The 23,573-nt window shown below is 33.4% G+C and carries 22 protein-coding genes; 15 read left to right on the top strand and 7 right to left on the bottom strand.

The window, feature by feature from the left end; genetic code table 11:
* Positions 1 to 118 precede the first annotated feature (118 nt).
* Positions 119 to 1,732 carry a CTP synthase gene (gene pyrG, locus AC2TDS_RS03920; protein WP_484737818.1) on the bottom strand — a complete coding sequence of 538 codons (1,614 nt, stop codon included), beginning with the start codon at positions 1,730 to 1,732 and terminating at the stop codon, positions 119 to 121.
* 216 nt (positions 1,733 to 1,948) lie between these two features.
* Here pyrG and rpmH point away from each other — a divergent pair, with 216 nt between their 5' ends.
* The 4 genes from rpmH (at position 1,949) to AC2TDS_RS03900 (ending at position 6,175) form a co-directional block, all read left to right on the top strand.
* Entirely contained in the window at positions 1,949 to 2,110 is a 162-nt protein-coding gene (rpmH, locus tag AC2TDS_RS03915; protein ID WP_105003207.1) for a 50S ribosomal protein L34, read from the top strand.
* A 103-nt stretch (positions 2,111 to 2,213) separates the two neighbouring features.
* Complete coding sequence (carB, locus tag AC2TDS_RS03910) at positions 2,214 to 5,066, top strand: carbamoyl-phosphate synthase large subunit (RefSeq protein ID WP_484737817.1); 2,853 nt, start codon at positions 2,214 to 2,216, stop codon at positions 5,064 to 5,066.
* Between the two features lie 43 nt (positions 5,067 to 5,109).
* Positions 5,110 to 5,238, top strand: a complete 129-nt coding sequence (locus AC2TDS_RS03905; protein ID WP_484737816.1) for a hypothetical protein — start codon at positions 5,110 to 5,112, stop codon at positions 5,236 to 5,238.
* A 280-nt stretch (positions 5,239 to 5,518) separates the two neighbouring features.
* Entirely contained in the window at positions 5,519 to 6,175 is a 657-nt protein-coding gene (locus AC2TDS_RS03900; RefSeq protein ID WP_484737815.1) for a phage tail-like protein, read from the top strand.
* A 184-nt stretch (positions 6,176 to 6,359) separates the two neighbouring features.
* Here AC2TDS_RS03900 and AC2TDS_RS03895 read toward each other — a convergent pair whose 3' ends face one another.
* The 6 genes from AC2TDS_RS03895 to AC2TDS_RS03870 all read right to left on the bottom strand — a co-directional run bounded on the left by AC2TDS_RS03895 (position 6,360) and on the right by AC2TDS_RS03870 (position 12,622).
* Entirely contained in the window at positions 6,360 to 7,466 is a 1,107-nt protein-coding gene (locus tag AC2TDS_RS03895) for an exonuclease domain-containing protein (protein ID WP_484737814.1), read from the bottom strand.
* Positions 7,467 to 7,503: 37 nt separating this feature from the next.
* Entirely contained in the window at positions 7,504 to 8,163 is a 660-nt protein-coding gene (locus tag AC2TDS_RS03890; protein WP_484737813.1) for a YggS family pyridoxal phosphate-dependent enzyme, read from the bottom strand.
* Between the two features lie 10 nt (positions 8,164 to 8,173).
* On the bottom strand, positions 8,174 to 9,415 hold the full coding sequence (locus tag AC2TDS_RS03885) for a DUF1015 domain-containing protein (protein WP_484737812.1): 1,242 nt from the start codon (positions 9,413 to 9,415) through the stop codon (positions 8,174 to 8,176).
* 9 nt (positions 9,416 to 9,424) lie between these two features.
* Positions 9,425 to 10,378, bottom strand: coding sequence for a D-2-hydroxyacid dehydrogenase (locus tag AC2TDS_RS03880; RefSeq protein ID WP_484737811.1), 954 nt, complete (start codon positions 10,376 to 10,378; stop codon positions 9,425 to 9,427).
* Positions 10,379 to 10,446: 68 nt separating this feature from the next.
* Complete coding sequence (gene serC, locus AC2TDS_RS03875) at positions 10,447 to 11,511, bottom strand: 3-phosphoserine/phosphohydroxythreonine transaminase (protein WP_484737810.1); 1,065 nt, start codon at positions 11,509 to 11,511, stop codon at positions 10,447 to 10,449.
* A 49-nt stretch (positions 11,512 to 11,560) separates the two neighbouring features.
* The gene (locus AC2TDS_RS03870) at positions 11,561 to 12,622 is read right to left on the bottom strand and encodes an acyl-CoA reductase (protein WP_484737809.1); all 1,062 of its coding nucleotides are present in this window, start codon (positions 12,620 to 12,622) and stop codon (positions 11,561 to 11,563) included.
* A gap of 71 nt (positions 12,623 to 12,693) precedes the next feature.
* Between AC2TDS_RS03870 and AC2TDS_RS03865 the strand changes: the two genes are divergently transcribed.
* The 11 genes from AC2TDS_RS03865 (at position 12,694) to AC2TDS_RS03815 (ending at position 23,573) form a co-directional block, all read left to right on the top strand.
* Entirely contained in the window at positions 12,694 to 13,044 is a 351-nt protein-coding gene (locus tag AC2TDS_RS03865; protein ID WP_484737808.1) for a 4Fe-4S dicluster domain-containing protein, read from the top strand.
* Positions 13,045 to 13,293: 249 nt separating this feature from the next.
* Positions 13,294 to 14,055, top strand: a complete 762-nt coding sequence (locus AC2TDS_RS03860) for a DUF6503 family protein (RefSeq protein ID WP_484737807.1) — start codon at positions 13,294 to 13,296, stop codon at positions 14,053 to 14,055.
* A 119-nt stretch (positions 14,056 to 14,174) separates the two neighbouring features.
* The gene (locus tag AC2TDS_RS03855) at positions 14,175 to 16,028 is read left to right on the top strand and encodes a sodium:solute symporter family protein (protein ID WP_484737806.1); all 1,854 of its coding nucleotides are present in this window, start codon (positions 14,175 to 14,177) and stop codon (positions 16,026 to 16,028) included.
* Positions 16,015 to 16,482 carry a GNAT family N-acetyltransferase gene (locus tag AC2TDS_RS03850; protein WP_484737805.1) on the top strand — a complete coding sequence of 156 codons (468 nt, stop codon included), beginning with the start codon at positions 16,015 to 16,017 and terminating at the stop codon, positions 16,480 to 16,482. Before AC2TDS_RS03855 ends, AC2TDS_RS03850 begins: the two co-directional genes overlap by 14 nt.
* Before the next feature lie 536 nt (positions 16,483 to 17,018).
* Positions 17,019 to 17,207 carry a type II toxin-antitoxin system RelB family anti-toxin gene (gene relB / locus AC2TDS_RS03845; RefSeq protein WP_484737804.1) on the top strand — a complete coding sequence of 63 codons (189 nt, stop codon included), beginning with the start codon at positions 17,019 to 17,021 and terminating at the stop codon, positions 17,205 to 17,207.
* Positions 17,201 to 17,581 (top strand): DUF4870 domain-containing protein, encoded by a 381-nt coding sequence (locus tag AC2TDS_RS03840; RefSeq protein ID WP_484738916.1) that lies wholly within the window; start codon positions 17,201 to 17,203, stop codon positions 17,579 to 17,581. Before relB ends, AC2TDS_RS03840 begins: the two co-directional genes overlap by 7 nt.
* A gap of 801 nt (positions 17,582 to 18,382) precedes the next feature.
* On the top strand, positions 18,383 to 18,571 hold the full coding sequence (locus AC2TDS_RS03835) for a bacteriocin (protein ID WP_484737803.1): 189 nt from the start codon (positions 18,383 to 18,385) through the stop codon (positions 18,569 to 18,571).
* A gap of 23 nt (positions 18,572 to 18,594) precedes the next feature.
* Positions 18,595 to 18,771 carry a hypothetical protein gene (locus tag AC2TDS_RS03830; protein WP_484737802.1) on the top strand — a complete coding sequence of 59 codons (177 nt, stop codon included), beginning with the start codon at positions 18,595 to 18,597 and terminating at the stop codon, positions 18,769 to 18,771.
* 174 nt (positions 18,772 to 18,945) lie between these two features.
* Complete coding sequence (locus AC2TDS_RS03825) at positions 18,946 to 19,200, top strand: hypothetical protein (protein WP_484737801.1); 255 nt, start codon at positions 18,946 to 18,948, stop codon at positions 19,198 to 19,200.
* Positions 19,201 to 19,764: 564 nt separating this feature from the next.
* Complete coding sequence (locus AC2TDS_RS03820) at positions 19,765 to 20,490, top strand: YqjF family protein (RefSeq protein WP_484737800.1); 726 nt, start codon at positions 19,765 to 19,767, stop codon at positions 20,488 to 20,490.
* Between the two features lie 365 nt (positions 20,491 to 20,855).
* On the top strand, positions 20,856 to 23,573 hold the full coding sequence (locus tag AC2TDS_RS03815; RefSeq protein ID WP_484737799.1) for a hypothetical protein: 2,718 nt from the start codon (positions 20,856 to 20,858) through the stop codon (positions 23,571 to 23,573).

The raw sequence follows: 23,573 nt of genomic DNA, 5'->3' as shown, positions 1-23,573 counted from the left end.
GTAGTAAAACCATTACTATTTTGTAGGTATTACCAGTATTAATTTTCTTACCTAGTATAGTTCAAAGGTCGTTCCAATGTCAAAAAAAACCTGCAAAAATTACTTGCAGGATGTTTTTTTATTTTTTCGATTGCTTTAGCGCAGCCTTAATAAAACTAACGAATAAAGGATGTGGACTCAAGACCGTGCTCTTGTATTCTGGATGGTATTGGACTCCCACAAACCAAGGGTGTGATGGGATTTCAATAATTTCCACCAGGCCGGTGTTAGGATTAACTCCTGTTGTTTTCATACCAGCAGCCTCAATCTGCTCCTTAAAATCGTTGTTAAACTCATAGCGATGACGGTGACGCTCACTAATCAATTCCTCTTTATAAGCTTCGAAAACCTTTGAATCTTGTGTTAACTGACAATCCCAAGCTCCTAAACGCATGGTACCGCCTTTTTTAGTAACATTCTTTTGTTCTTCCATTAAATTAATAACAGGATGCTTTACCTTAGGATCCATTTCGGTAGAATTGGCGCCTTCTAAGCCTAAAATATTTCTAGAGAATTCAATGACAGCCATTTGCATTCCTAAGCAAATTCCTAAGAAAGGAATATTTTGTTCACGCACATATTGAACAGCAGCAATTTTACCTTCGATACCACGATCACCAAAACCTGGAGCAACTAGCACACCATTTAAACCACTTAATTTTTCAGCAGCATTTTCAGGAGATAATTCTTCTGAATGGATCCAACGAACGTTTACTTTTGTTTTGTTAGAAGCACCAGCATGAATAAAAGATTCTGTAATTGACTTGTATGAATCGTGTAATTCAACATACTTACCAACCAAACCAATTTCTATGGAAGAAACAGGGTTCTTATGTTTTTCAAGAAACTTGTTCCAAGCTCTTAATTTAGGTTGTTTTCTTGTTGATAAACGTAATTTTTCCAAAACAACATAATCCAAACCTTCATCGAACATCAAATTAGGTACGTCATAAATGGTTTCAGCATCAATTGACTGAATTACATCTTGTTTTTTAACATTACAAAACAGGGCTAACTTACGTTTGATTGTATCGTTGATTTCATGTTCAGAACGACAGACCAAAATATTTGGGCTTACACCACTTTGCATTAACATTTTTACGGAGTGCTGCGTAGGTTTTGTTTTTAACTCACCTGCAGCAGATAAATAAGGAACCAGGGTTAAATGAATAACAATTACATTTTCTTCACCCAATTCCCATTGCAATTGACGAACCGCTTCTACATAAGGTAGCGATTCAATATCGCCAATGGTACCACCAATTTCAGTAATGACAATATCATAATCACCAGTATTTCCTAAAATTTTAATTCGGTGTTTAATTTCATCAGTAATATGAGGAATTACCTGAACTGTTTTACCTAAAAATTCACCCTTGCGTTCTTTGTTTATAACCGATTGATATATTTTACCAGTGGTAACATTATTTGCCTGTGAAGTAGGAATGTTTAAAAAACGTTCATAATGACCCAAATCTAAATCAGTCTCAGCACCGTCGTCGGTTACATAACATTCTCCGTGTTCATAGGGGTTGAGTGTGCCTGGGTCAATATTAATATATGGGTCAAGTTTTTGTATCGTGACAGAAAATCCTCTTTCTTGCACTAATTTAGCTAAAGATGCAGCTATAATTCCTTTACCAAGTGATGAAGTCACGCCTCCTGTTACAAAAACGTATTTAGTCTTATTCATGATGTCATTAGGTTTGCGCAAAAGTAAGAAGTCTGATAAATTCAGCAAACAAAAAAGTGGAAAAAGATATACATTTATGAAAATTGGTTTTTTTTCAAAAAAAAGGAAAATAGGACTTGTCATACTAAAAAACTGTTGTATATTTGCCAACGCTTTTAGCAGACGGAATTTCACTAAAGCAAGAATTAACTAAAGAAGATATTAAGATATATTGTAATGAGTAAAAGAACGTACCAACCATCAAAACGTAAGAGAAGAAACAAACACGGTTTCAGAGATAGAATGGCTTCTGCTAATGGACGTAAAGTATTAGCTAGAAGAAGAGCAAAAGGAAGAAAGAAATTGACTGTTTCATCTGAAGCAAGACCAAAAAAATAATGATTTTTAATCATTAATATAGAGGTGTTACTGTTAACTAGTAACACCTTTTTTTGTACCCAAGCAAATTTTATTTTACCACAACCATACAATACATTAAGTAATGCCTAAAAGACAAGACCTTAAGTCAATATTAATTATCGGATCAGGACCTATCGTTATTGGTCAAGCATGTGAGTTTGATTATTCTGGATCGCAAGCACTGCGATCGTTACGTGAAGACGGAATTGAGACTGTTTTGATCAATTCGAATCCAGCGACTATTATGACGGACCCTTCAATGGCCGATCATATATATCTTTTGCCATTAACAACAAAATCATTAGTTAAAATATTAGAGGAGCACCCACAAATTGATGCTGTATTACCTACTATGGGAGGGCAAACAGCATTAAACCTTTGTATTGAAGCTGAAGAGAAAGGGATATGGAAAGATTTTGGAGTAGAAATTATCGGTGTTGATATTAGTGCAATTAACATCACAGAAGATCGAGAAAAATTTAGAGAGTTGATGTTGGATATTGGAATCCCAATGGCCCCTCAAGCAACAGCTACCTCTTATTTGAAAGGAAAAGAAATAGCACAAGAGTTTGGCTTTCCTTTGGTAATTAGAGCTTCTTTTACCTTAGGAGGAGCAGGAGCTTCTATTGTACATAAACACGAAGATTTTGATAAGTTATTAACACGTGGATTAGAAGTGTCTCCTATTCATGAGGTAATGATCGATAAAGCACTATTGGGCTGGAAAGAATATGAACTAGAGCTTTTGAGAGATAAGAACGATAATGTTGTAATTATTTGTTCTATTGAAAATATGGATCCAATGGGAATTCATACAGGTGATTCTATTACGGTTGCACCTGCAATGACCTTATCAGATAAAACATTCCAAAAAATGCGCGATATGGCTATACATATGATGCGTTCTATTGGTGATTTTGCCGGAGGTTGTAATGTGCAATTTGCAGTTTCTCCAGATGAGAATGAAGATATTATAGCTATTGAAATAAACCCACGTGTATCACGTTCATCTGCCTTAGCTAGTAAAGCAACAGGGTATCCAATTGCTAAAATCGCATCGAAGTTAGCTATTGGTTATACGCTAGATGAATTAGATAACCAGATTACCAAATCTACTTCGGCCTTGTTTGAACCGACATTAGATTATGTAATCGTAAAAATTCCTCGTTGGAACTTTGATAAGTTTGAAGGGTCTGATAGAGAATTGGGCTTACAAATGAAGTCGGTAGGTGAAGTAATGGGAATTGGACGTTCTTTTCAGGAAGCTCTCCACAAAGCAACGCAGTCATTAGAGATTAAGAGAAATGGTATTGGAGCTGATGGTAAGAGTTACACAGATTACAATCAAATTAAAGACAAGTTAAAATACGCTTCTTGGGATCGTGTATTTGCTATCTATGATGCAATTCAAATAGGAATGCCATTGAGCAAAATACATGAAATTACGAAGATTGACATGTGGTTCTTAAAGCAATATGAAGAGTTACATCAACTAGAAAAAGAAATATCGAAGTATAGTATTGATACCTTAGAAAAAGAGTTATTACTCGAGGCTAAGCAGAAAGGATATGGAGATCGACAAATAGCGCACATGTTAGGGTGCTTAGAAAGTCAGGTCTATACAAAAAGAGAAGAACTAAACGTTAAACGTGTATATAAACTAGTAGATACCTGTGCGGCTGAATTCACCGCTAAAACACCGTATTACTACTCAACGTTTGAAAGTGAGACTGAAGCAAAAGATGGTACGTTAACTGTGTCAAATGAAAGTGTTGTTTCAGATAAGAAAAAAATAATAGTTTTAGGTTCTGGACCTAATAGAATCGGACAAGGTATAGAGTTTGATTATTGCTGTGTTCATGGGGTGTTAGCGGCAGCTGAATGTGGTTATGAAACCATCATGATTAACTGTAATCCAGAAACGGTTTCTACTGATTTTGATACTGCGGACAAACTGTATTTTGAGCCTGTTTTTTGGGAACATATTTACGATATTATCAAACATGAGAAGCCAGAGGGTGTTATTGTTCAATTAGGTGGGCAAACGGCATTAAAACTAGCAGAGAAGTTAGATCGTTATGGAATTCCAATTATAGGAACCAGCTATAAGGCGCTTGATTTAGCCGAAGATAGAGGTAGTTTTTCTTCATTGTTAAAAGATAATAATATTCCATATCCTAGGTTTGGAGTGGCAGAAACAGCTGAAGAGGCGTTAGCGTTAGCAGATGTATTAGATTTCCCTATTTTAGTTCGCCCTTCTTATGTGTTAGGAGGACAAGGAATGAAGATTGTCATTAACAAAGAAGAATTATTAGAGCACGTTGTTGACTTGCTAAGAAAAATACCTAATAATAAACTATTATTAGATCATTATTTAGAAGGAGCAATTGAAGCTGAAGCAGATGCTATTTGTGATGGAGAAAATATATACATCATTGGTATTATGGAGCATATTGAGCCTTGTGGAATTCATTCTGGTGATTCAAATGCAACATTACCAGCATTTAACCTAGGTGAACTTGTTCTTGAACAAATTAGGGAGTATACGAAAACAATTGCCTTAGCCTTAGATACCGTAGGACTGATAAATATTCAGTTTGCAATTAAAGACGACGAAGTGTTTATTATTGAAGCAAATCCGCGTGCATCTCGTACTGTTCCTTTTATAGCCAAAGCGTATAAGGAGCCTTACGTAAATTATGCAACCAAAGTGATGTTAAGAGAGAAAAAGGTAACAGATTTTACTTTTAACCCTCGATTAGAAGGTTTCGCGATTAAACAACCAGTGTTTTCATTTAATAAATTTCCAAATGTAAATAAGAAACTAGGACCAGAAATGAAAAGTACTGGAGAAAGTATTCTATTTATTGATAATTTACGAGACGATCAATTCTATGAATTATACGCCCGTCGTAAGATGTATTTAAGTAAGTAAAATATATAGAACATTATAATAAAAGCCTCATTTTAGTACTAAAATGAGGCTTTTTTCTTTGTATACCTTTAACCCGAATTATGCAATAGAAAGGGAAAAAAGAGGTTTTAGTACGGTAAATTCAAATGGTATTAATATCGGAAATGGTATTATAAGAGGAAAAACAGGGTAAGATTAACCACTTCTTTTTGTTTTTAAATTGAATCATGGCGATGCTATTCTAAAATTGAGAAAGTAGTTGTTTTTATTGCGCTCACCTCTTTCATGAGGAAGTTCTATTCCATAATTCGGGTTTAATTGTTAGCTGAATTTCATTAGTTTACCGAATTTATCTTTATTTTTGTAAAAGGTGTTAGGATGAATTTTTATGAGAGTTCTGGGTATCTATATGGTATCGTTATACTATTGAAACCTTGGTTTATAAATAAGATGAGCCCCTTTTATTTTTTGATATGAATGCTTTTAAGCAATTGATTGTTGTCACATTTTTTTTAGTATGTTCTTGCCAAATTGGACAAGCACAAATTGATGCGAATGCTATTTTTTCAATACCAAGAGCCACCAATGTAGAAATGTTAGGGGTAACCACTCCTCAAGTAGGAAGCTTACTGTATAACACGGATGACAATAATATTTATAAATTTAACGGGACGGATTGGTCAAAAATTGATGATACACCGAAGTTGAAGTCTATTATTTTAGATAGAAATGGAGGATATACTTTACCGAATGCGACAAATACTTATTTTGATTTTCCAATAAACGATGCCCATACGCAGTATATAGATACCGATGTTTTTGAAATAATAAGTGACGGAACTATTCGCATTTTGCAAGATGGTGTTTTTATGATATCAGCAGAATTATCCACCTCTAATATGCCAGCAGGCGATACAAAGTACATTTTAGCCGCTTTTAGAAATGGTGCTATAATTGCGTATTTAACTAGAGGGTTTGCAAGCTTACCGGGTCCAGACTGGTGGGGAGCAACAGGAGTTGTTATGTACAACCTTAGTACTAATGATGAAATAACTATTAGGTATGTTTTAAATGCAGGCACAACCCTTGATGGGCGCTTAATGAACATTGGTATTACAAAAATGAATTAGCGTTTTACAAGCAGCGTTGTAATTTCAAAACGCTATTTCAATTAAAAATCGAGTTTAGATAATGAGGTAGAGCGAGGGAAGCGTATTTTGTATTGGAAATCTTAAAAGCAGAATTGTAACTTTAAAATGAATCATGTCTTCCATCTAGGCTTCAGTATTGAACTAAAGTAACGTTACCAAAATCTTAATCGCCCATCAAACTATTATCATTGACGAAACGGACAATTTTTGTCACGTTGTTTTTTAGTATATAATTTTTTATAATTGTTTTAGCTAAGGTCTTATTCTCAATGGGGGTCAACATAGATTTTAGTATGTTAATTTGAGTTTCCTGAAAAGCCAAGTTTGTAAAAGCGTATCCTATTACTTCGTTGTTTTCTATTAAAATAACTGAATTTTCTTCAGGAATTCTACCTTTGTCAATGATTAAAAAATTATCGTTGTTAAAGCTTTTAGACAAATTCTTTCTTTTGCGTATAATATTATATTTAGGACGAATATTGTCTAAATCTAAATGATATTTTAAGCGAGTAAGAAGTGCATTTCCAGTTTCTTCATAGTTTACTTCAGACACTCTTTTTAATACTCTTTCAGCCTTGGTTGTTTTTTTTAAAAACTGTTTATTAACTTCAGATTTTAGGTTGGTACCACGTCCCATATAAATAATATTCCCCTCTTCGTTGTAAATATAAAAAACACCTTGTGTTTCAGGTAATTTATCTAAAATTTTAATAACTCGTTGCTTTTCGTGTCTGTTATCAAAATATTGAACTGATTGTGAGACTATTTTTTTATCAACATCTTTATCTAATAATAGTTTAAAAAGTTTGGTAGTAGCGAAGGCATCTCCATTAGCCCTATGCCTATCGGTGACCGGAATACCAAGAAATCTACATAATTTTCCTAGACTGTATGAAGGTGAATCGTCAATTAATTTTTTGCTTAGAGCAACCGTACAAAGTGTGTTTTTTTGGTAGTCATAACCCAATCGATCAAATTCCGTTTTTAAAATTCGGTAGTCAAAACTAGCGTTATGTGCCACTAAAACACAATTGTTTGTGATCTCAACAATACGTTTAGCAACTTCATGAAATTTGGGAGCATTACTGAGCATCTTTTGATTAATACCAGTAAGTTTTACCACAAATTCTTGAATTTCTCTCTCAGGGTTTATGAGGCTAATAAATTGATCTATTATTTCGTGTCCATCGTATTTATAAATAGCGATTTCAGTAATACCCTCTTCATTAAATTTTCCTCCTGTCGTTTCAATATCTAAAATAGCGTACAATTCTTTCTCTTTTTAAATTAAGCTCGGTTAGGTAAATTTAAGCAATATAATTCCTAACGCCAAATATTGAGCTACCAATTCTTACCATGTTACTGCCTTTTTCAATAGCTAAACGATAATCACCACTCATACCCATCGACAGTACTTTTAAATCAGGATTTAGTTGTTGTTGTTCTAGAAAAAATGTTTGAAGCCTTGTAAACTCTTCGCTCAATTGCTGCTCATCATCGGTAAATGTTGCCATACCCATAAAACCAACGATTTTAATGTTTTTCAATGTTTCTAAGCTGCCTGAAAGTAGTATTTCTTTAATTTCATCAAAAGATAAACCAAATTTCGTGTCTTCTTTTGCAATTTTAGCTTGTAGGAGACAATGTATAACCCTGTCGTGCTTTCGTGCTTGTTTATTTATTTCTTGTAAGGTTTTAACGCTATCAACACCATGAATTAAAGATACGAAATGAGCCATATATTTAACTTTATTTCTTTGAAGGTGTCCAATCATATGCCATTCGATATCCTTTGGTAGTGCGTCGTATTTAGACGCCATTTCTTGAATCTTATTTTCTCCAAAAATACGTTGTCCAGCGTCATAAGCTTCTTGAATAGCAACAATTGGCTTGGTTTTAGATACTGCCACTAGCGATACATGCGTTGGTAATTGACCTTTTATATGTTGTAAGTTTTTTTGAATCATTTCACTACTGTTAATATAGCTCATAAATAGTAAGAGCACTTCTTAATTTGGGTTCTATATAGGTGGTTTTAGGCGGCATCATTAGGTCTGCATCTACAATTTCTTTTAATTCAGTAATATCTGTAGGCAGCATGCCAAAAGATACTTTAAAAGAACCTTCATCTACCTTTGTTTTTAATTCAAGACTTCCTGATTTGTTTTGAGAGTAGATAATTTTTGAGTTATTCCGTATATCGTTTATTCCTAAAATAGGCTTAAGAACAGTTTGGTATAAAATCTGTGCATCTAAACTACTGAGCTCGTCGGTAAATTCATACGCTGATTTTCGTAATGTCAATGAATAAAAACTACCATTAAGATACATGCTAAACTGGTGTCTATTTTGTGGTTTATACAATTCATCACCTTTATTTTCAATTTTGAAAATCATGTCCAACTCAATTAAAAACTCTTCCGTGCTAAGACCATTGAGGTCTTTTATAAACCTATTAAATTCGTAAATACAAAGTTGGCTTTCTGGAAGAAGGTAGCTCATAAAAAAATTATAAGCTTCATTCCCTGTGTGCTTTGGATTGCTTTGGGCTAGGTTTTCGGCTAGCATACAAGAAGAAGTTGAACGATGGTGCCCATCTGCTATATACAAGATTTTTATTTGTTCAAAAGCATTCGTTATTTGTGAAACATCTGATGGTTCAGTGATCATCCACAATATATGTAAATCTTTATCGGTGGTTGTAAATTCGTATTCTGGTTTGGTATGTTGATATTTTTCTAGTATTGAATTTATATCAGAATTATCTGGGTATGTTAGCAGAACAGGTTCAGCATTAAACCCAGTGTTTTTAAGATACTGTTCAAACAAGAGTTCTCTGCGATGCAGGGTACATTCATGTTTTTTTATAACGTTGTTATGGTAATCGTGAACAGAAGTGGCTGCAATTATTCCGCAAAAAGTGTTCGTTTGCGTAACCTTTTTATAAATGTAAAAAGCAGGAGCGGGATCTTGCAGTAAATATTCATCTTCTTTGAATTCTAAGTAACGATTATGAACTAATTTAAAGCGTTGATCTCCTGTGATTTCATGTTGGTGGTATTTAAATCCAGGGTTAATAACATGCAAAAAGGTATACGGATTGAAGGCTAATTTAGCATTCAGTTCCTCTGAAGGATAAGTTTCGTAAGATTTAGATGAAACTAAGGCTACTTTATCTTTGGTAGCCCTCACTGCTTTAAAAGGTTTAACAATTGCCATAAGGTAGGTTTAAGAAAGAAGTTCAATAATTTGTTTTGCTAATTCAAGTCCAGTTCTATGTTGAGCTTCTATGGTTTCCCCTCCAATGTTTGGAGAGAGTGAGATATCAGGGTTCATTAACAATTGAATCTCCGGACTTGGTTCGCTTTCAAATACATCTAAAGCAGCGTATTTAACTTTACCGCTCTCAATAGTGTTTACTAATGCCACTTCGTCTAAAACGCCACCACGAGAGGTGTTAACAATACCGACATTATCTTTCATCATTGTTAGTTGCTTCTCTCCGATAACGTACTGGTCAAGTAAGGGGGTGTGAATTGTAACAAAGTCTGATGTTTTTAATACTTCTTCTAGCGAGTTGTTTTCTACTTCAATATCGATTGATTGACCATTATGGAACGGAATGTTAATAATGGTGTTTTTCTGTTTAGTAGCGCTGGCAGCAATCACTTTCATTCCAATTCCCAGTGCTATTTTTGCCACATTTTTCCCAATACGTCCCATACCTATAATTCCTAAGGTTTTGCCTCTCAGTTCTATTCCATCAGCATATTGTTTTTTTAAGGCCTTGAACCTCATTTCTCCTTCCAAAGGCATTTCTCTATTGGCTTGATGTAAAAAACGAACCATGCCGAAAAGATGTGCGAAAACAAGTTCAGCAACAGAATAAGAGGAAGCATTTGGAGTGTTTACTACATGAATTCCATTTTCAAGTGCAAAATCAACGTCAATATTGTCCATGCCAACACCAGCTTTTCCAATTAACTTAATACTAGGACAAGCTTCTAACAATTCCTGACGAACCTGGGTAGTACCTCTAACTACAATAGCATCTATGGTATGTTGGTTTATAAAGTTTTCAAGCTGCTCTTGCGCTACTTTAGTTGTTAGCACTTCGAATTCTGCTTTTTTTAAAGCATCAATACCGTTTTGAGAAATTTTGTCATTTATTAATATTCTCATATTATATATTTTATTAAATATTTATGTAATTATCACCGTACTAATGATAGCTACGCATCCATTTTTTTTTAGGCTGTTCTTTCCAGCTCTTGCATAACATCTACTAAAGCCTGAACACTATACAAAGGCAATGCATTGTACATGCTAGCTCTGTAGCCACCAACACTCCTATGTCCATGTAATCCGTTGATATAAGCATCTTTCCACAAGGTGTCAAATTTTTCAATTAAAGAGTGATCAGTTAAACTAAAAGTAGCATTCATTGTACTTCTATCTTCTTTTTCAACTAAACCATTGAATAGAGGATTTCTATCGATCTCGTTATATAATAAACTTGATTTTTGCTCATTTACTTTTTCAATAAAGGGAATCCCACCTAAATCTTTTAACCATGCTAAGGTTAACATAGATACATACACAGCAAAAACAGGAGGCGTATTAAACATACTGTCTTTTTCTATGTGTGTTTGGTAGTTTAACATGGAAGGAATAGCACGTGTTACTTTACCAAGAATAGCTTCTTTGACAACTACAAGAGTCGTTCCTGCCGGTCCCATATTTTTTTGCGCTCCCGCGTAGATCAAGTCAAATTGGCTAAAATCTAATTGGCGAGAAAAAATATCTGAACTCATGTCACAAACTAGAGGAACTGAAGTTTTTGGAAAACTTTTCATTTGTGTTCCATAAATAGTATTATTACTGGTGCAGTGAAAATAATCTACATCCGTTGGGATCTCATAATTTTTCGGAATATAAGAGAAATCTCTGTCTTTTGAAGAGCCCACCTCTATTAAATCACCAAAAAGTTTCGCTTCTTTAATAGCTTTACTGCTCCAAGTTCCTGTATTTAAATAGGCAGCTTTTTTATGTAATAAGTTATACGCTGTCATTAAAAATTGAGCACTAGCGCCTCCTTGTAAAAACAAGACTTTGTACCCTTTGTTTTTTAATCCTAATAACTCCAAAACCAGGTCTCTAGCATTTTCAATAACATCAACAAAAGGTTTGCTTCGGTGCGATATTTCAATTAACGATAAATCATCATTATTGAAATTAAGTACCGCTTCGGAGGCTTTTTGAAGCACTTCTTCTGGTAAAATACAGGGGCCAGCACTAAAATTATGTTTTTTCATTTTCATGATATGTTAATTGACAAAGATGCAAATTATACAGATGTTAACCTTACAGATTGGCTAAAAAATCAAGGGTATTAATGCCATCGGCATAATCCCATAATTCAGGATGTTGGGTTTGGCCAAAAGGGATTTCATTTGGCATAAAATTTTTAGCAGCAACACATTGTATTTGCGTTCTATCTTGGTATAGTTTAATTTTTAAATTATCAATAGAATCGTAATATTCGTAAAAAACAGTAGCAATAGGAGAAGCGTAACTTTCGTCTTCTTTAATCATCAAGAAACCATTCTCTAAAACATCAAACTCGCTCATCAAATAAACAGCTTTATTATAATCATAATTGTTTGCATATTTTGTGTTGTTGATGATTTCATGACGTTTGTACATTCCTTTAAAAAAAGTTTCGAAGTCATAGTTCTTCGGAACAAATAATTTTGAAACAGAGCGACATCCTAAACCAAAATACCTAAAAATATCTTCACTTAAATTCTCAAAATCTTCTATCGTTTCGTTACCTGTAACTACGGCAATTGAATTTCTGCTTTTCCTAATAATATTTGGTTTGTTCTTAAAATAATACTCAAAATATCTAGCGGTATTATTGCTTCCGGTTGCTATGATAGCATCAAAATCAGGTAGCTTCTCATCGGTAAAAACAATTTTTCCTTTTAGTTCAGGCAATACATACTCTAAATATTTCGCCAAAAAAGGCAGCAAATGCTTGTCATTTGAGGATTGCTTTACCAGTACTGAATGCCCTGAAATCAAAACTGATAAAAAATCGTGAAATCCCACTAAAGGAATGTTTCCTGCCATAATCACAGCTACATTTTTAGCAGTATTTTCACCAATCTTTTCATCATTGACCCATTGATTCAAATTATCTAGAGTTAATGCTTTCGACCAGTTTTGAATGGCAAAAAGCAAATTTTCCTTGGTAAACCAAGTATTATTTTCTTCCGCTATTTTTAATTGATGCTTAAAACCGTCGAAAAATAAATCATTAAAAGGAATATGTTGTTTTTGTGCTATTTCTTCTACTGAAAACTGACTTAGAAAGTGGCCTAACGTACCAAAAGCTTCTATTCTGTTTTTTATGTTATCCATTTATATTGGTTCTAAATTAAATTGGCGCTATTTTTGCAACTGCAAAGTTACAAAACTGAAAGAGATTTATTATGGCAATTATAATAACAGATGAATGTATAAACTGTGGGGCATGTGAACCTGAATGTCCGAATACAGCAATATACGAAGGAGCAGATGATTGGCGTTATGCAGATGGTACTGATTTAGAGGGAGATGTTGTTTTACCTAATGGTAAAAATGTTAATGCTGAAGAAGAGCAAGAGCCTGTGTCAGATGAAATTTACTATATAGTTGTTGATAAATGTACCGAGTGTAAAGGTTTTCACGAAGAACCTCAATGCGCGGCTGTTTGTCCTGTTGATTGTTGTGTTCCTGATGAAGATAACGTGGAAGCTGATGAAGAACTATTAGCTAAACAACGATTTCTTCATAACGAATAATGAATTTAAAAATAATTAAAAAACAGAAATCCTGAGTTATGCTCAGGATTTTTATTTTTTAAAAGTGTAACTTTAGCTCGTAGTTTTAACTCGAATGATGTATTGAAGCTTGAGGATGGGTCTTGAAATAAGCCTGAGTACAATAAAGTGATTGTTTAATTAAATTTACGAATCGCTATGATTTAAAGAGGAGATGTGTTTTCGAGTTTATAATTAGAGGTTCAATAAAGAATAAACTCTCAATAAACAATGAAGAAAATAATATTACTAATGCTACTTTGTTTGACTAGTTTTTCGTGCAAGAAAATAGAAGATAAAAATATAGTAAAGAGAGAGGGGAAAGTAGCGGAAGTCAAACCAAGTCAAAACCTTAATAAGGTGGTTGATAAACATGGTGGTATTGAGCTATGGAAAAAAGCCAAAACCTTGAGGTTTTCTTTAAAGGGGGAGAAGCATACTGTAGACCTGCATTCTAGAAGAACAATGGTGAAAGCTGATTCTTACACTGTAGGTTTTGATGGTGAAAATGTATGGTTAAATCAACAGGATTCAACCGCTTTTAAAGGAACTCCGGAGTTTTATTACAATCTGTACTTTTATTTTTATGCAATGCCTTTTGTATTGGCTGATGAAGGCATCGTATATTCTGAAACAAAACCATTATCATATAAGAACGTCTCTTACCCAGGGATAAAAATTTCTTACAAAGCCAACATAGGAACTTCTCCCGATGATAATTATTACCTATATTTTCACCCAGAAACCTATCAAATGCAGTGGTTGGCCTATACCGTAACTTATTTTTCTAAGAAGCCATCTGATAAGTTTAACATTATTCGCTATAATGATTGGCAAAATGTTAACGGTTTATTATTACCTAAATTCATAACTTGGTTTGATAAAGATAAATATGGTAACCCATTAAGCCCCAAAGGTAATCCAGTTCAGTTTTCTTCAACATCTTGGAGTGAAGAGGCTTTATTAGCTAGTTTTTATAAGAAACCAAAATGATAAAAGTTATATGACCCCTAAAAAAAATCATTGGAAACGTGAGTATACGGTTGTTCTCGTTGCTAATTTAGTTTATATCTCACTGTTTTATATAATCATGAATAAATTTACTGGATAAGATGCATACTATTGATTGGATTGTGCTTTCCATAACCTTAGCATTTATTGTTGTTTACGGGGCATGGAAAACGAAAGGAAGTAAAAACGTTGAAGAATATATAAAAGGAGGAAGTGAAACAAATTGGTGGACTATTGGGCTATCGGTAATGGCAACCCAGGCGAGTGCTATTACATTTTTGTCTACACCAGGGCAAGCTTTTCATAGCGGAATGGGCTTTGTTCAGTTTTATTTCGGATTGCCTATAGCTATGGTTATCATCTGTTTGGTCTTTATTCCGATTTACCATAAACTGAACGTATACACAGCGTATGAATATTTAGAAGGCCGATTTGATAAAAAAACAAGAACCTTAACCGCTATTTTGTTTCTAATACAAAGAGGATTAGCAGCAGGTATAACAATTTTTGCGCCTGCAATTATTTTATCTGCAGTTTTAGGGTGGGATTTAGTTACCTTAAACATAATTATTGGGGTTTTAGTGATTATATATACGGTTTCAGGAGGTACAAAAGCTGTTAGCGTTACGCAAAAACAACAAATGGCGGTCATCTTTGCAGGAATGTTTATCGCTTTTTACTTAATTCTTCAATATTTACCAGATGATATAACTTTTATAAAGGCATTGGAAATCGCTGGTGCTAGTGATAAAATGGAGGTGTTAGATTTTTCTTTAGATCTGAACAATCGTTATACCGTGTGGACAGGGATTTTAGGAGGTACTTTTTTAATGCTTTCGTATTTTGGAACAGATCAAAGTCAGGTGCAAAGGTATTTGTCTGGTAAATCGGCTAGAGAAAGTCAATTAGGTCTCATTTTTAATGGTTTGTTGAAAGTGCCAATGCAATTTTTTATTTTGCTAGTAGGAGTCATGGTGTTTGTGTTTTATCAATTTAACAATTCTCCCTTAAACTTTAATCCAAAAGCACAAGAAGCCGTTATTAATTCTGAGTATGCTGCGGAATACAAGACTTTAGAAGCCGAACATAGACAAATAGAAAACGACAAGAAAATATTGATATATGATGGGTTAACCTCCGAGAATAAAAAAGAACTTCAGGCTTTAAATGAAAAAGACAAAGATTTGAAAAAACAAGCACGAGCCGTTATTAAAAAAGCAGATGATTCCGTTGAAACTAATGACAAGGATTACGTGTTTATTCAGTTTATTTTAAAGTATTTACCGAAGGGATTGATAGGGTTGTTACTAGCGGTAATTTTATCAGCGGCGATGTCATCAACAGCGTCTGAATTAAATGCATTGGCATCAACAAGTACTATGGATCTTTATAAAAGAAATGTTACGAATGTGTATTCAGAGGCACATTATGTTAACATGTCGAAATGGTTTACCTTAGGCTGGGGTATTTTGGCTATTTCAGTTGCTTGTGTCGCGAATTTATTTGACAATTTAATCCAGTTGGTGAATATTATCGGGTCTATTTTTTATGGAAATGTTTTGGGGATTTTTTTACTGGCTTTTTTCTTTAAAAAAGTTAAAGGAAATGCGGTGTTTATAAGCGCATTGATTACTCAGTTAATTATTTGTTTGATTTATTACTTCGGAATATATAATCTAGAGCAGAAAGGTCTTGAACCTATTGTAAGTTATTTGTGGCTAAACTTTATTGGGTGTATTTTAGTACTGTATTTTTCATTGATGTATATCTTTAAAAAGGTTAGTACGAATAGTAAAATTACACTACTACTTGTTTCTATTGGAATTTTAAAGGTGGTGTACGACTTATTTAATGGAAGCCCATTGAGTGTTTTTCATGTGGTGTATTTAATTATTTTATTTATTTACTTAGGAATAGTTAATATTGAAAGACCCTCAATTAATGATAAAAATTAGAAAAGCAACCCTTAAAGATTTACCTGTACTATTAGAGTTTGAGCAGGCATTAATTCAAGTAGAGCGTCCTTTTGATGTAACGTTAAAAGAAGAGAAAATATCCTATTACGATATCAAATCGATGATTTTATCAGAGAGGGTAGAGGTGTTGGTAGCAGAAGAAAATAATGAGCTACTCGGCTCTGGTTTTGCAAGTATTGTAACTCCGAAATCGTATTTTAAATTTGATAAGTTTGGTTATTTAGGGTTCATGTATACTAGGCCTTCTTGCAGAGGAAAAGGGGTCAATAAAAAGATCATTGAGTCTTTACTTACTTGGGTTTCTTCACATGGTATTGATGAAGTAAGGTTAGATGTTTATTCTGATAATATGGCTGCCATCAAAGCGTATGAAAAAGCAGGGTTTAAAAATCATTTGTTAAAAATGAGAAGATCTATAAAAAGTATTGAATAGTAATTGAAAGTTGAAATTAGCTTTTCATAACTATTTCTAATATTAATGTACCCATATACTTATGTAATACCAATTTGTTTTACAGTACATTCAAATAATAACGGATATAAAATATGTGAAGCAGTATTCTATGATTAAAATATCTAATTAAACCAACATAAAAAACACCTTTATTTAAGGTGTTTTTTATGTTGGTTTAAATCGACTTTGATTAGGAAGAGGCACCCTTTACTTACCTTGTTAACTAACTCTCGAAAGCAGCATGAAGAACTCTATTCGGTAAGCCGTGTGAGGGAGAAGTTTATGTGCGGTTTGATGAAGGGGGCACTGATAGCTATTTTGTTTTTGTATATTTGGTAAAATAAGTAATACAAAAATATAGAGATGGCTATCAGGCTCTACTCTGCAAGCACATTTGAAATGAACATACGTAATCAACAGAAAGACAAGAATGCCGTATAAATGTCGCAAACAAACCGTTATCATTATGATTGATTCATAAGTAGTTTTGTCGAAACAAGAAAACAAAATTAACAATGAACGAAATCGGAAAAAAAATTAAAGAAGTAAGAAAAACAAAAGGACTTTCTCAAGAGGAATTGGCCGAATCTGCAAAAGTGAACTTAAGAACAATCCAGCGGATTGAAAATAATGAAAGTGAACCTCGTGGAAAAACCTTGAATTTAATTTGTGAAGTTCTTGATATTATGCTGAAGACATTTTAGATTATGGAAAAAAAACAGACAAAAGTTATCTAATCATTTTTCATCTATCAGTAATAATCTTTTTAGCTATTCCAGTCGGAAATATAATTCTACCTCTGATTTTATGGATGAATAAAAAGGATAAGATAATTGGATTAAAAGAAGTTGGAGCAAATCTTTTAAATTTTCAAATAGTCTGGTCAGTTGTAACCTTTATTTCGATTACCGCTTTTGCGTTGTTTAAAATAATGCATTACGGAACATATGAAATTCTATTTTATGTATGGATTGGACTTTATGCTTTAAAGATTATATTGCCGATATTATTTGCTGTTAAAACGAATAATGGAAGTACTGAAAAGCTTTACCCGAAAATAATAAATCTGATAAGATAACTGGTGGCAATCGAGTAGACGGCTCTCCTCGTTAAAGAAGAGAGTGCGCCTCTCACACCACCGTACATACGGATCTCGTATACGGCGGTTCGTATATCATCACATTAAAGCTTTTTTCTCCTTTAACGTTATCCTTTATTTAAGCATAGGCTACACAAGGTGCTCCTATGCGAATTTCAAGGAAATATACGTTCCGTCCTTCCTTACTTGTAAGACCTCTTTATTTTTATCAAAGCTCGTTTGCTGTAAGTACTATGACTTCTGCTGACTTCTCCATAGAGTCACACGTGACTTTGGAGACCTCCCCAGGTAATGGCATCTTCTTTCCCTCAATTCCTGCCGTATCTACTAATAATACCCTTTCTTGTGGACGTTAGTATGATGTGCTACCTTATCCAAATACTACTAGCCTCTGTATACGATTTCTGTTCGTCAGTACCGAGTTTTGCAGTCTCGCTTCCTTCTGATAAACCCTCACGGATTCCACCCTTGCGACTTGCTAATAGTTATGGGCGTTACCCCAACCCATAAGGGGCTTGCACCCTCTAGATTAATATTTTATCTTGCGATAAAATAAAGATGCCCATGCTGGGCACACACAATAGGCATATTTCATAGCTTCCTAACGTCAGCTACGACAATATACCCGAGACGTTGTGCTTAATGCTGATAAGCTATAATCTAAAAAAAGTGCTTACTGCAAGGTTTTTGCAGTGAACTAAAAGACATTTGCAATATGAAAATAAAAACGCGCATTTAATCTATTTTCAAAAACAATGTATAACTTTTAAATAATTAAAAATGAAAAATTTTGAAAATTATGGAGTAATCCAATTGAATTCAAATGATTTGATTGAAACAGATGGAGGATTTGTCCCTTTAGTAATTTGGGGTATTGCTATTTCTGCTAAAGCTGTTGCTGGAGCATGTGTTGGAGCATTCGCTGCAGGAGTAGGGATTGGAGCTGCAGCATATTTAGCAGGTAAATAAAATAAACTTAAAAACGAAAAAAAATGGATAATATTTTAAATTATAATGTAGATTCATTAAATGAATCTGAAATGAGAGAAATAAATGGAGGAGCAGTACCTCCATTATTAATAGCTGCAGCTGCAGTAGGTGGTGCGTTTGTTGTTGGTTTGGCAATAGGTGCTTTAGCTGCTTGGGCTGTTTATAAATTAACTCACTAGTAATCTATAGAACCGTAAATTAATTACCATTAATTTATGGTTTTAAATTTAAAATAATAGCGATATGGGATTATCAAAAGATTTAAAAAAACAAATAATTAAGTATTCTTTCATTGCGTTTGCTATAGGTATGATGATTGGAGCATTTATTTTATTGAAATCAATATAGAGAGAATGAATCAGCAAGAGGTATTGAAAAGAGAGTTTGAAAAAAAGAAAGTATTAATAGAAAATGAATTAATTACTTTTAAAGAGGGTAATGTGGAAATTTTGATAAAGCTAGATTCTCAAATAGAGAAACTTTTAATTAATGGTAAATATTTAGAGCCAAGTATAGTGTCTTTAATTAATAAAGCAATTACTAATTCTAAAAATAGTTTTGAAAAAAAATGGGCAGAATATTTATCTAATTATGGTATAAAATTTTAGTTGTTGTAAAAAACACTAAGCACAATCGAGTAGATGGCTCTCCTCGTTAAAGAAGAGAGTGCGCCTCTCACACCACCGTACATACGGATCTCGTATACGGCGGTTCATTATATCAGAACTTTACTTTATGGTAATACCCTAACAAAACATATAATTCAACTTACCAAAAAGCACCATAACCAAGGGTGTTTTTTTATGTCTAAGATTTAGTAAACGAATTAAAAACTAATAGAAGGTGCTCCGATACCTAAAAAACAGAAAAGTTCTTTGATCTAATTGTTGGTAAGTAAATTACAGTAAGCGTTTATAAAACGGTTATTTGTAAACATATTATTATCTTTTAGCATGATAAATCTTTTGTGATTATACTCTTGTTGATTTCATATAGAAGTATTAACACAGGTGAGATCAATGAAATTTCAGTAATTAGATGTTAAACTTAAAACTAGATATACAATCAACCCTAAAAACACTTTTAATCTCAGCTCTATTTACTTATATTTGAGAGGTAAATATGCGCAATTACGCATATACACTAGTTATGGTGCATTAAAATCAAACTAAATGAGCTTTCTAAAAGCAGAATGGAGAAAACTTGCATTAGCGAATTATATAATAGATAAAAAATTACTAGATAAATACGTGCCTATTGGGACTGAGTTGGACTTGTGGAATGGAAAGTGTTATGTTAGTTTGGTCGGATTTATGTTTATTAACACTAAACTTTTAGGACTTAAAATTCCATTTCATACAAATTTCGAAGAAGTTAATTTACGATTTTATGTTAAACGATACGATAATGGGGAATGGAAACGAGGTGTCGTATTTATTAAAGAGATTGTGCCGAAACTGGCTTTGACTTTTGTGGCAAATACAGTTTATAATGAAAATTATGAAACATTGCCAATGGAACACTCTTGGATTTCAAACGAAAATAGGGGAACGGTTAAATATAGATGGAAGAAATCAGGTAAATGGAATTCAATAAAAATTGATGGGAGTATTGAAAAATTCAAGATTGAATCGAATAGTGAAACAGAATTCATTACTGAACATTATTGGGGATATGCAAAAGTAAATCAAAGTATATCTAATGAATATGAGGTAACCCATCCAAGGTGGGAAGCATATAAAGTGAAAGATTATGAAATTGATATAGACTTTGGAACTGTATACGGAAAAGAATTTGAATGTTTGAATTCAGTCAATCCAATTTCTGTAATGTTAGTTGAAGGATCAGAAATTACGGTAGAAAACAAAAAAAGAATAAAAAAAACGACACCACAATAACTAAGCATATGGCGTGCCGATATAACGCTACATACCTTGTTGATTGATACATTGACAGTAAGGAGGAAAACGATACGTTTGTGCTGTTTTTTGTAACTGAAGCTTCGCCAGCGTCCCTATGAGACATTAGTTAGATTGTGTAATCTTCTGAACATAGAAAAGTATGCTCGCTTAAAGACACTCTCGAAAGGAGTATTAAGAATTCTATTCGGTAAGCCGTGTGAGGGAGAACTTCATGTACGGTTTGATGAAAAGGGGGTACTGATAGCTATTTTGTTTTTGTATATTTGGTAAAATAAGTAATACAAAAATATAGAGATGGCTATCAGGCTCTACTCTACGCATTCATTAAATATTAATTCAGAATGAATCGAAAAGAATTTATAAAGAAATCAATTGCAGCAGGAGTCTGTTTTTCTGCAATCCCAGTTTTTGACATTTTTGGCCACCAAGCTTATGGTGCGAATAGCATCAACGGTATGAATGACATTTCTCAATCTGACCAATTAAAAATTAATGCAGTTTTAAATTGGTTAAAATTAAAACATTGGGACAGATATCTTCTAAATGTACTTAGAATTCAAATCACGTTAGACCCAACCAAGACCGAAGAACTTACAAAACCACTTGTAAACATAAGTGAAATAAAAAAAATAAAAGGGTGTGAAGACTTTGCTGGTAACAAATTAATTGAACCTGGTAAACCTTCAATGAGTCTTCTTTACCATTTACTTGCATCTCCGAGAATAAAGTCGGAGATATTTACTTCTTATCCTAGTATTGAAATTCTAGATCAATTAGAAGATTATATATATTCTTTTGTTGCTATCGACTCTTTCAATTATATAAATAAGGATAATGTATGTCTTGCTGTTCTTGCATATGAATATCGACCAGCGTTTAAGACTCCTCCATTTGAATCATGGAAAACAGACATTAACCGATCAGCACAAATGGTTTTTTCACGATGTGGAATTGCAAGAATTGGAACCCATCCCGAAAATTACGATTCAGAAAATAGATGTTTTTCAAATTTACCCCTTGAAAAAAAACAAGAAAAAAATATTGCTGTCATGCCAGCACGGTATGCATTATTTGTTGTCGAACTCATAGATGTATCTGAATTGAAGATTCAGATAATGAATGAACAAAAAAGTGAAAAAACCAATTTGGGTGCACGACACTTTATCCAACCAATTAAAAAGATATCAAATACAGATAGTTTCCAAATTCAATATGGGGAATATCATCTAAATGAAAAACTCAAAAGGTTGGCATCTTATTCATATAAAGATGATAAAATACATTTAAACGAAAAATTTGACCTTGACTCTCCGCCTTTTACTAGAATCAACTCAACTCTTGATAGTGGTGAAAAAACGAAATATCATAACAATGACGAAGAACTTGTTAAACTCAACAGAATTGGCTCAAGTGTATTAATTAATTCTGTACCTCGTCCGCTTATTAGAAGTGCAATGCAAAATAATAAGCAAATAAGCTTTAAAGTTCCCGATTATAGAGGTGGAAGCCATTATAACAGGAGATACGGAGCCTATAAGATGCCCAATGAAGATGGTCATGAAACAACGAATGTAGTAATAGCAGATATTTTAGGAAGAAGGGATAGGAGAACTACAGCATTTAAATCTCCTAAAGTATCTCCTTTGTTTGCAAACATTAAATATGAACAGACCAGTGATGGCATACAACACATAAATGGTGAGTCTTATAATAATCGTGCTTTCGAAGAAAAAATAGAAAAAGGAGGTTACTATGCTGCTCTATTTGAAGATACCATTTGTGATGGTTGTATTTCTGCAAATATTATACTAAAAAGTGAAGTCAGTCATAATTCAATACTTTTAAACGCTCCTATTTTGTCGGCATTTTCATTAGTTACCGCACCCGATTTTTTTCCTTATATCGATAGTAATGACATTCGTAATACCTATAATAGAAAGGAACCAAAAGTTAATACCGATCAAGACTTTTTTGAAGGTGGTACTATGAACTTAAGTGGAATTAGGCAAAGAGGCAACCCCAATATATTTAACCCATTCACTAATTCTAAAGCATTTAGTGACAGCTTCCTTGAAGACAAAAGTTTTGATACAATAACTGCTGTAGTAGGTCTAAAAAATGACCTAACAAATAATAAGAAAAGTACTAATCTCCTTTACAATTTTAATAGAGATTATTATCAAACTAGTCACTTGCCAGATACTGGGACAGGTGTTTTTTTTCCTGGTTGGGATGTCACCTACTCAGGGCCTCAAAAAAAACCATATTTATCAACATTTGGATTAGGCTCACCTTTTCCAGAAGATATGAAACTTTGTGCTGCTGCAAATGGTATGTGGCCAGTTACTTCTCCAGATGCAGGACGGACTTTCCAAGGTTCACTGGAGTCCATACTTGGAAAAAAACCAAATACCGCCATACCTCTCATGGATAGAGAAATCGGTATTCATAAGAATTCACCTCACGTTGAATTTAACGGAATAGAAGAGTCTCTAGGTTGGGATGGTGAGCAAGGACCATTTATTCAAGTTGCAGACAATAAAATTCAAATAAACTACACAGACATAGAGCGAGCAGATTACTTACAAAACCTTTATGATCCTAAAATCGGTTTTGATGCATCAATTTTGAGAAAACTAGAGTCGAAAGAAATAATTCAAAGAATGGATGCCCAAAGATTTTGCGTCAAAACTATAGATAAGAAGAAGGTTTGGTCTACTCAATTATGGCTGGTATCTGCATTAAAGATTAATAATTGGGAAGAACAAATAAATGTTACTTGTCTACCTAAAAACAAACTATTCGATTCTTTAGATGTAACTTCTAGAAAAAGTAAGAATTTGAAAGGAGAAGGATACCTTTTTGTTTATGTACGTACTGTAAAAAACAAAAAAAATCCAAAGGGCAATTTAATGGATATGGATAAAGACCCTATGCAGAAACGAAGAGTTATAGATTGTAAGGATCTTTGGATTTGTCAAGTTACAAGGAAAGCCATTGCTTATATCAGAGTTAAAGATGATAAAGTTGGAGATTGGGAAACCAAAAGCTATAATTAA

The sequence above is a fragment of the Tenacibaculum profundicola genome (assembly GCF_057220795.1).
This window is presented reverse-complemented; position numbering and strand designations above follow the sequence as displayed.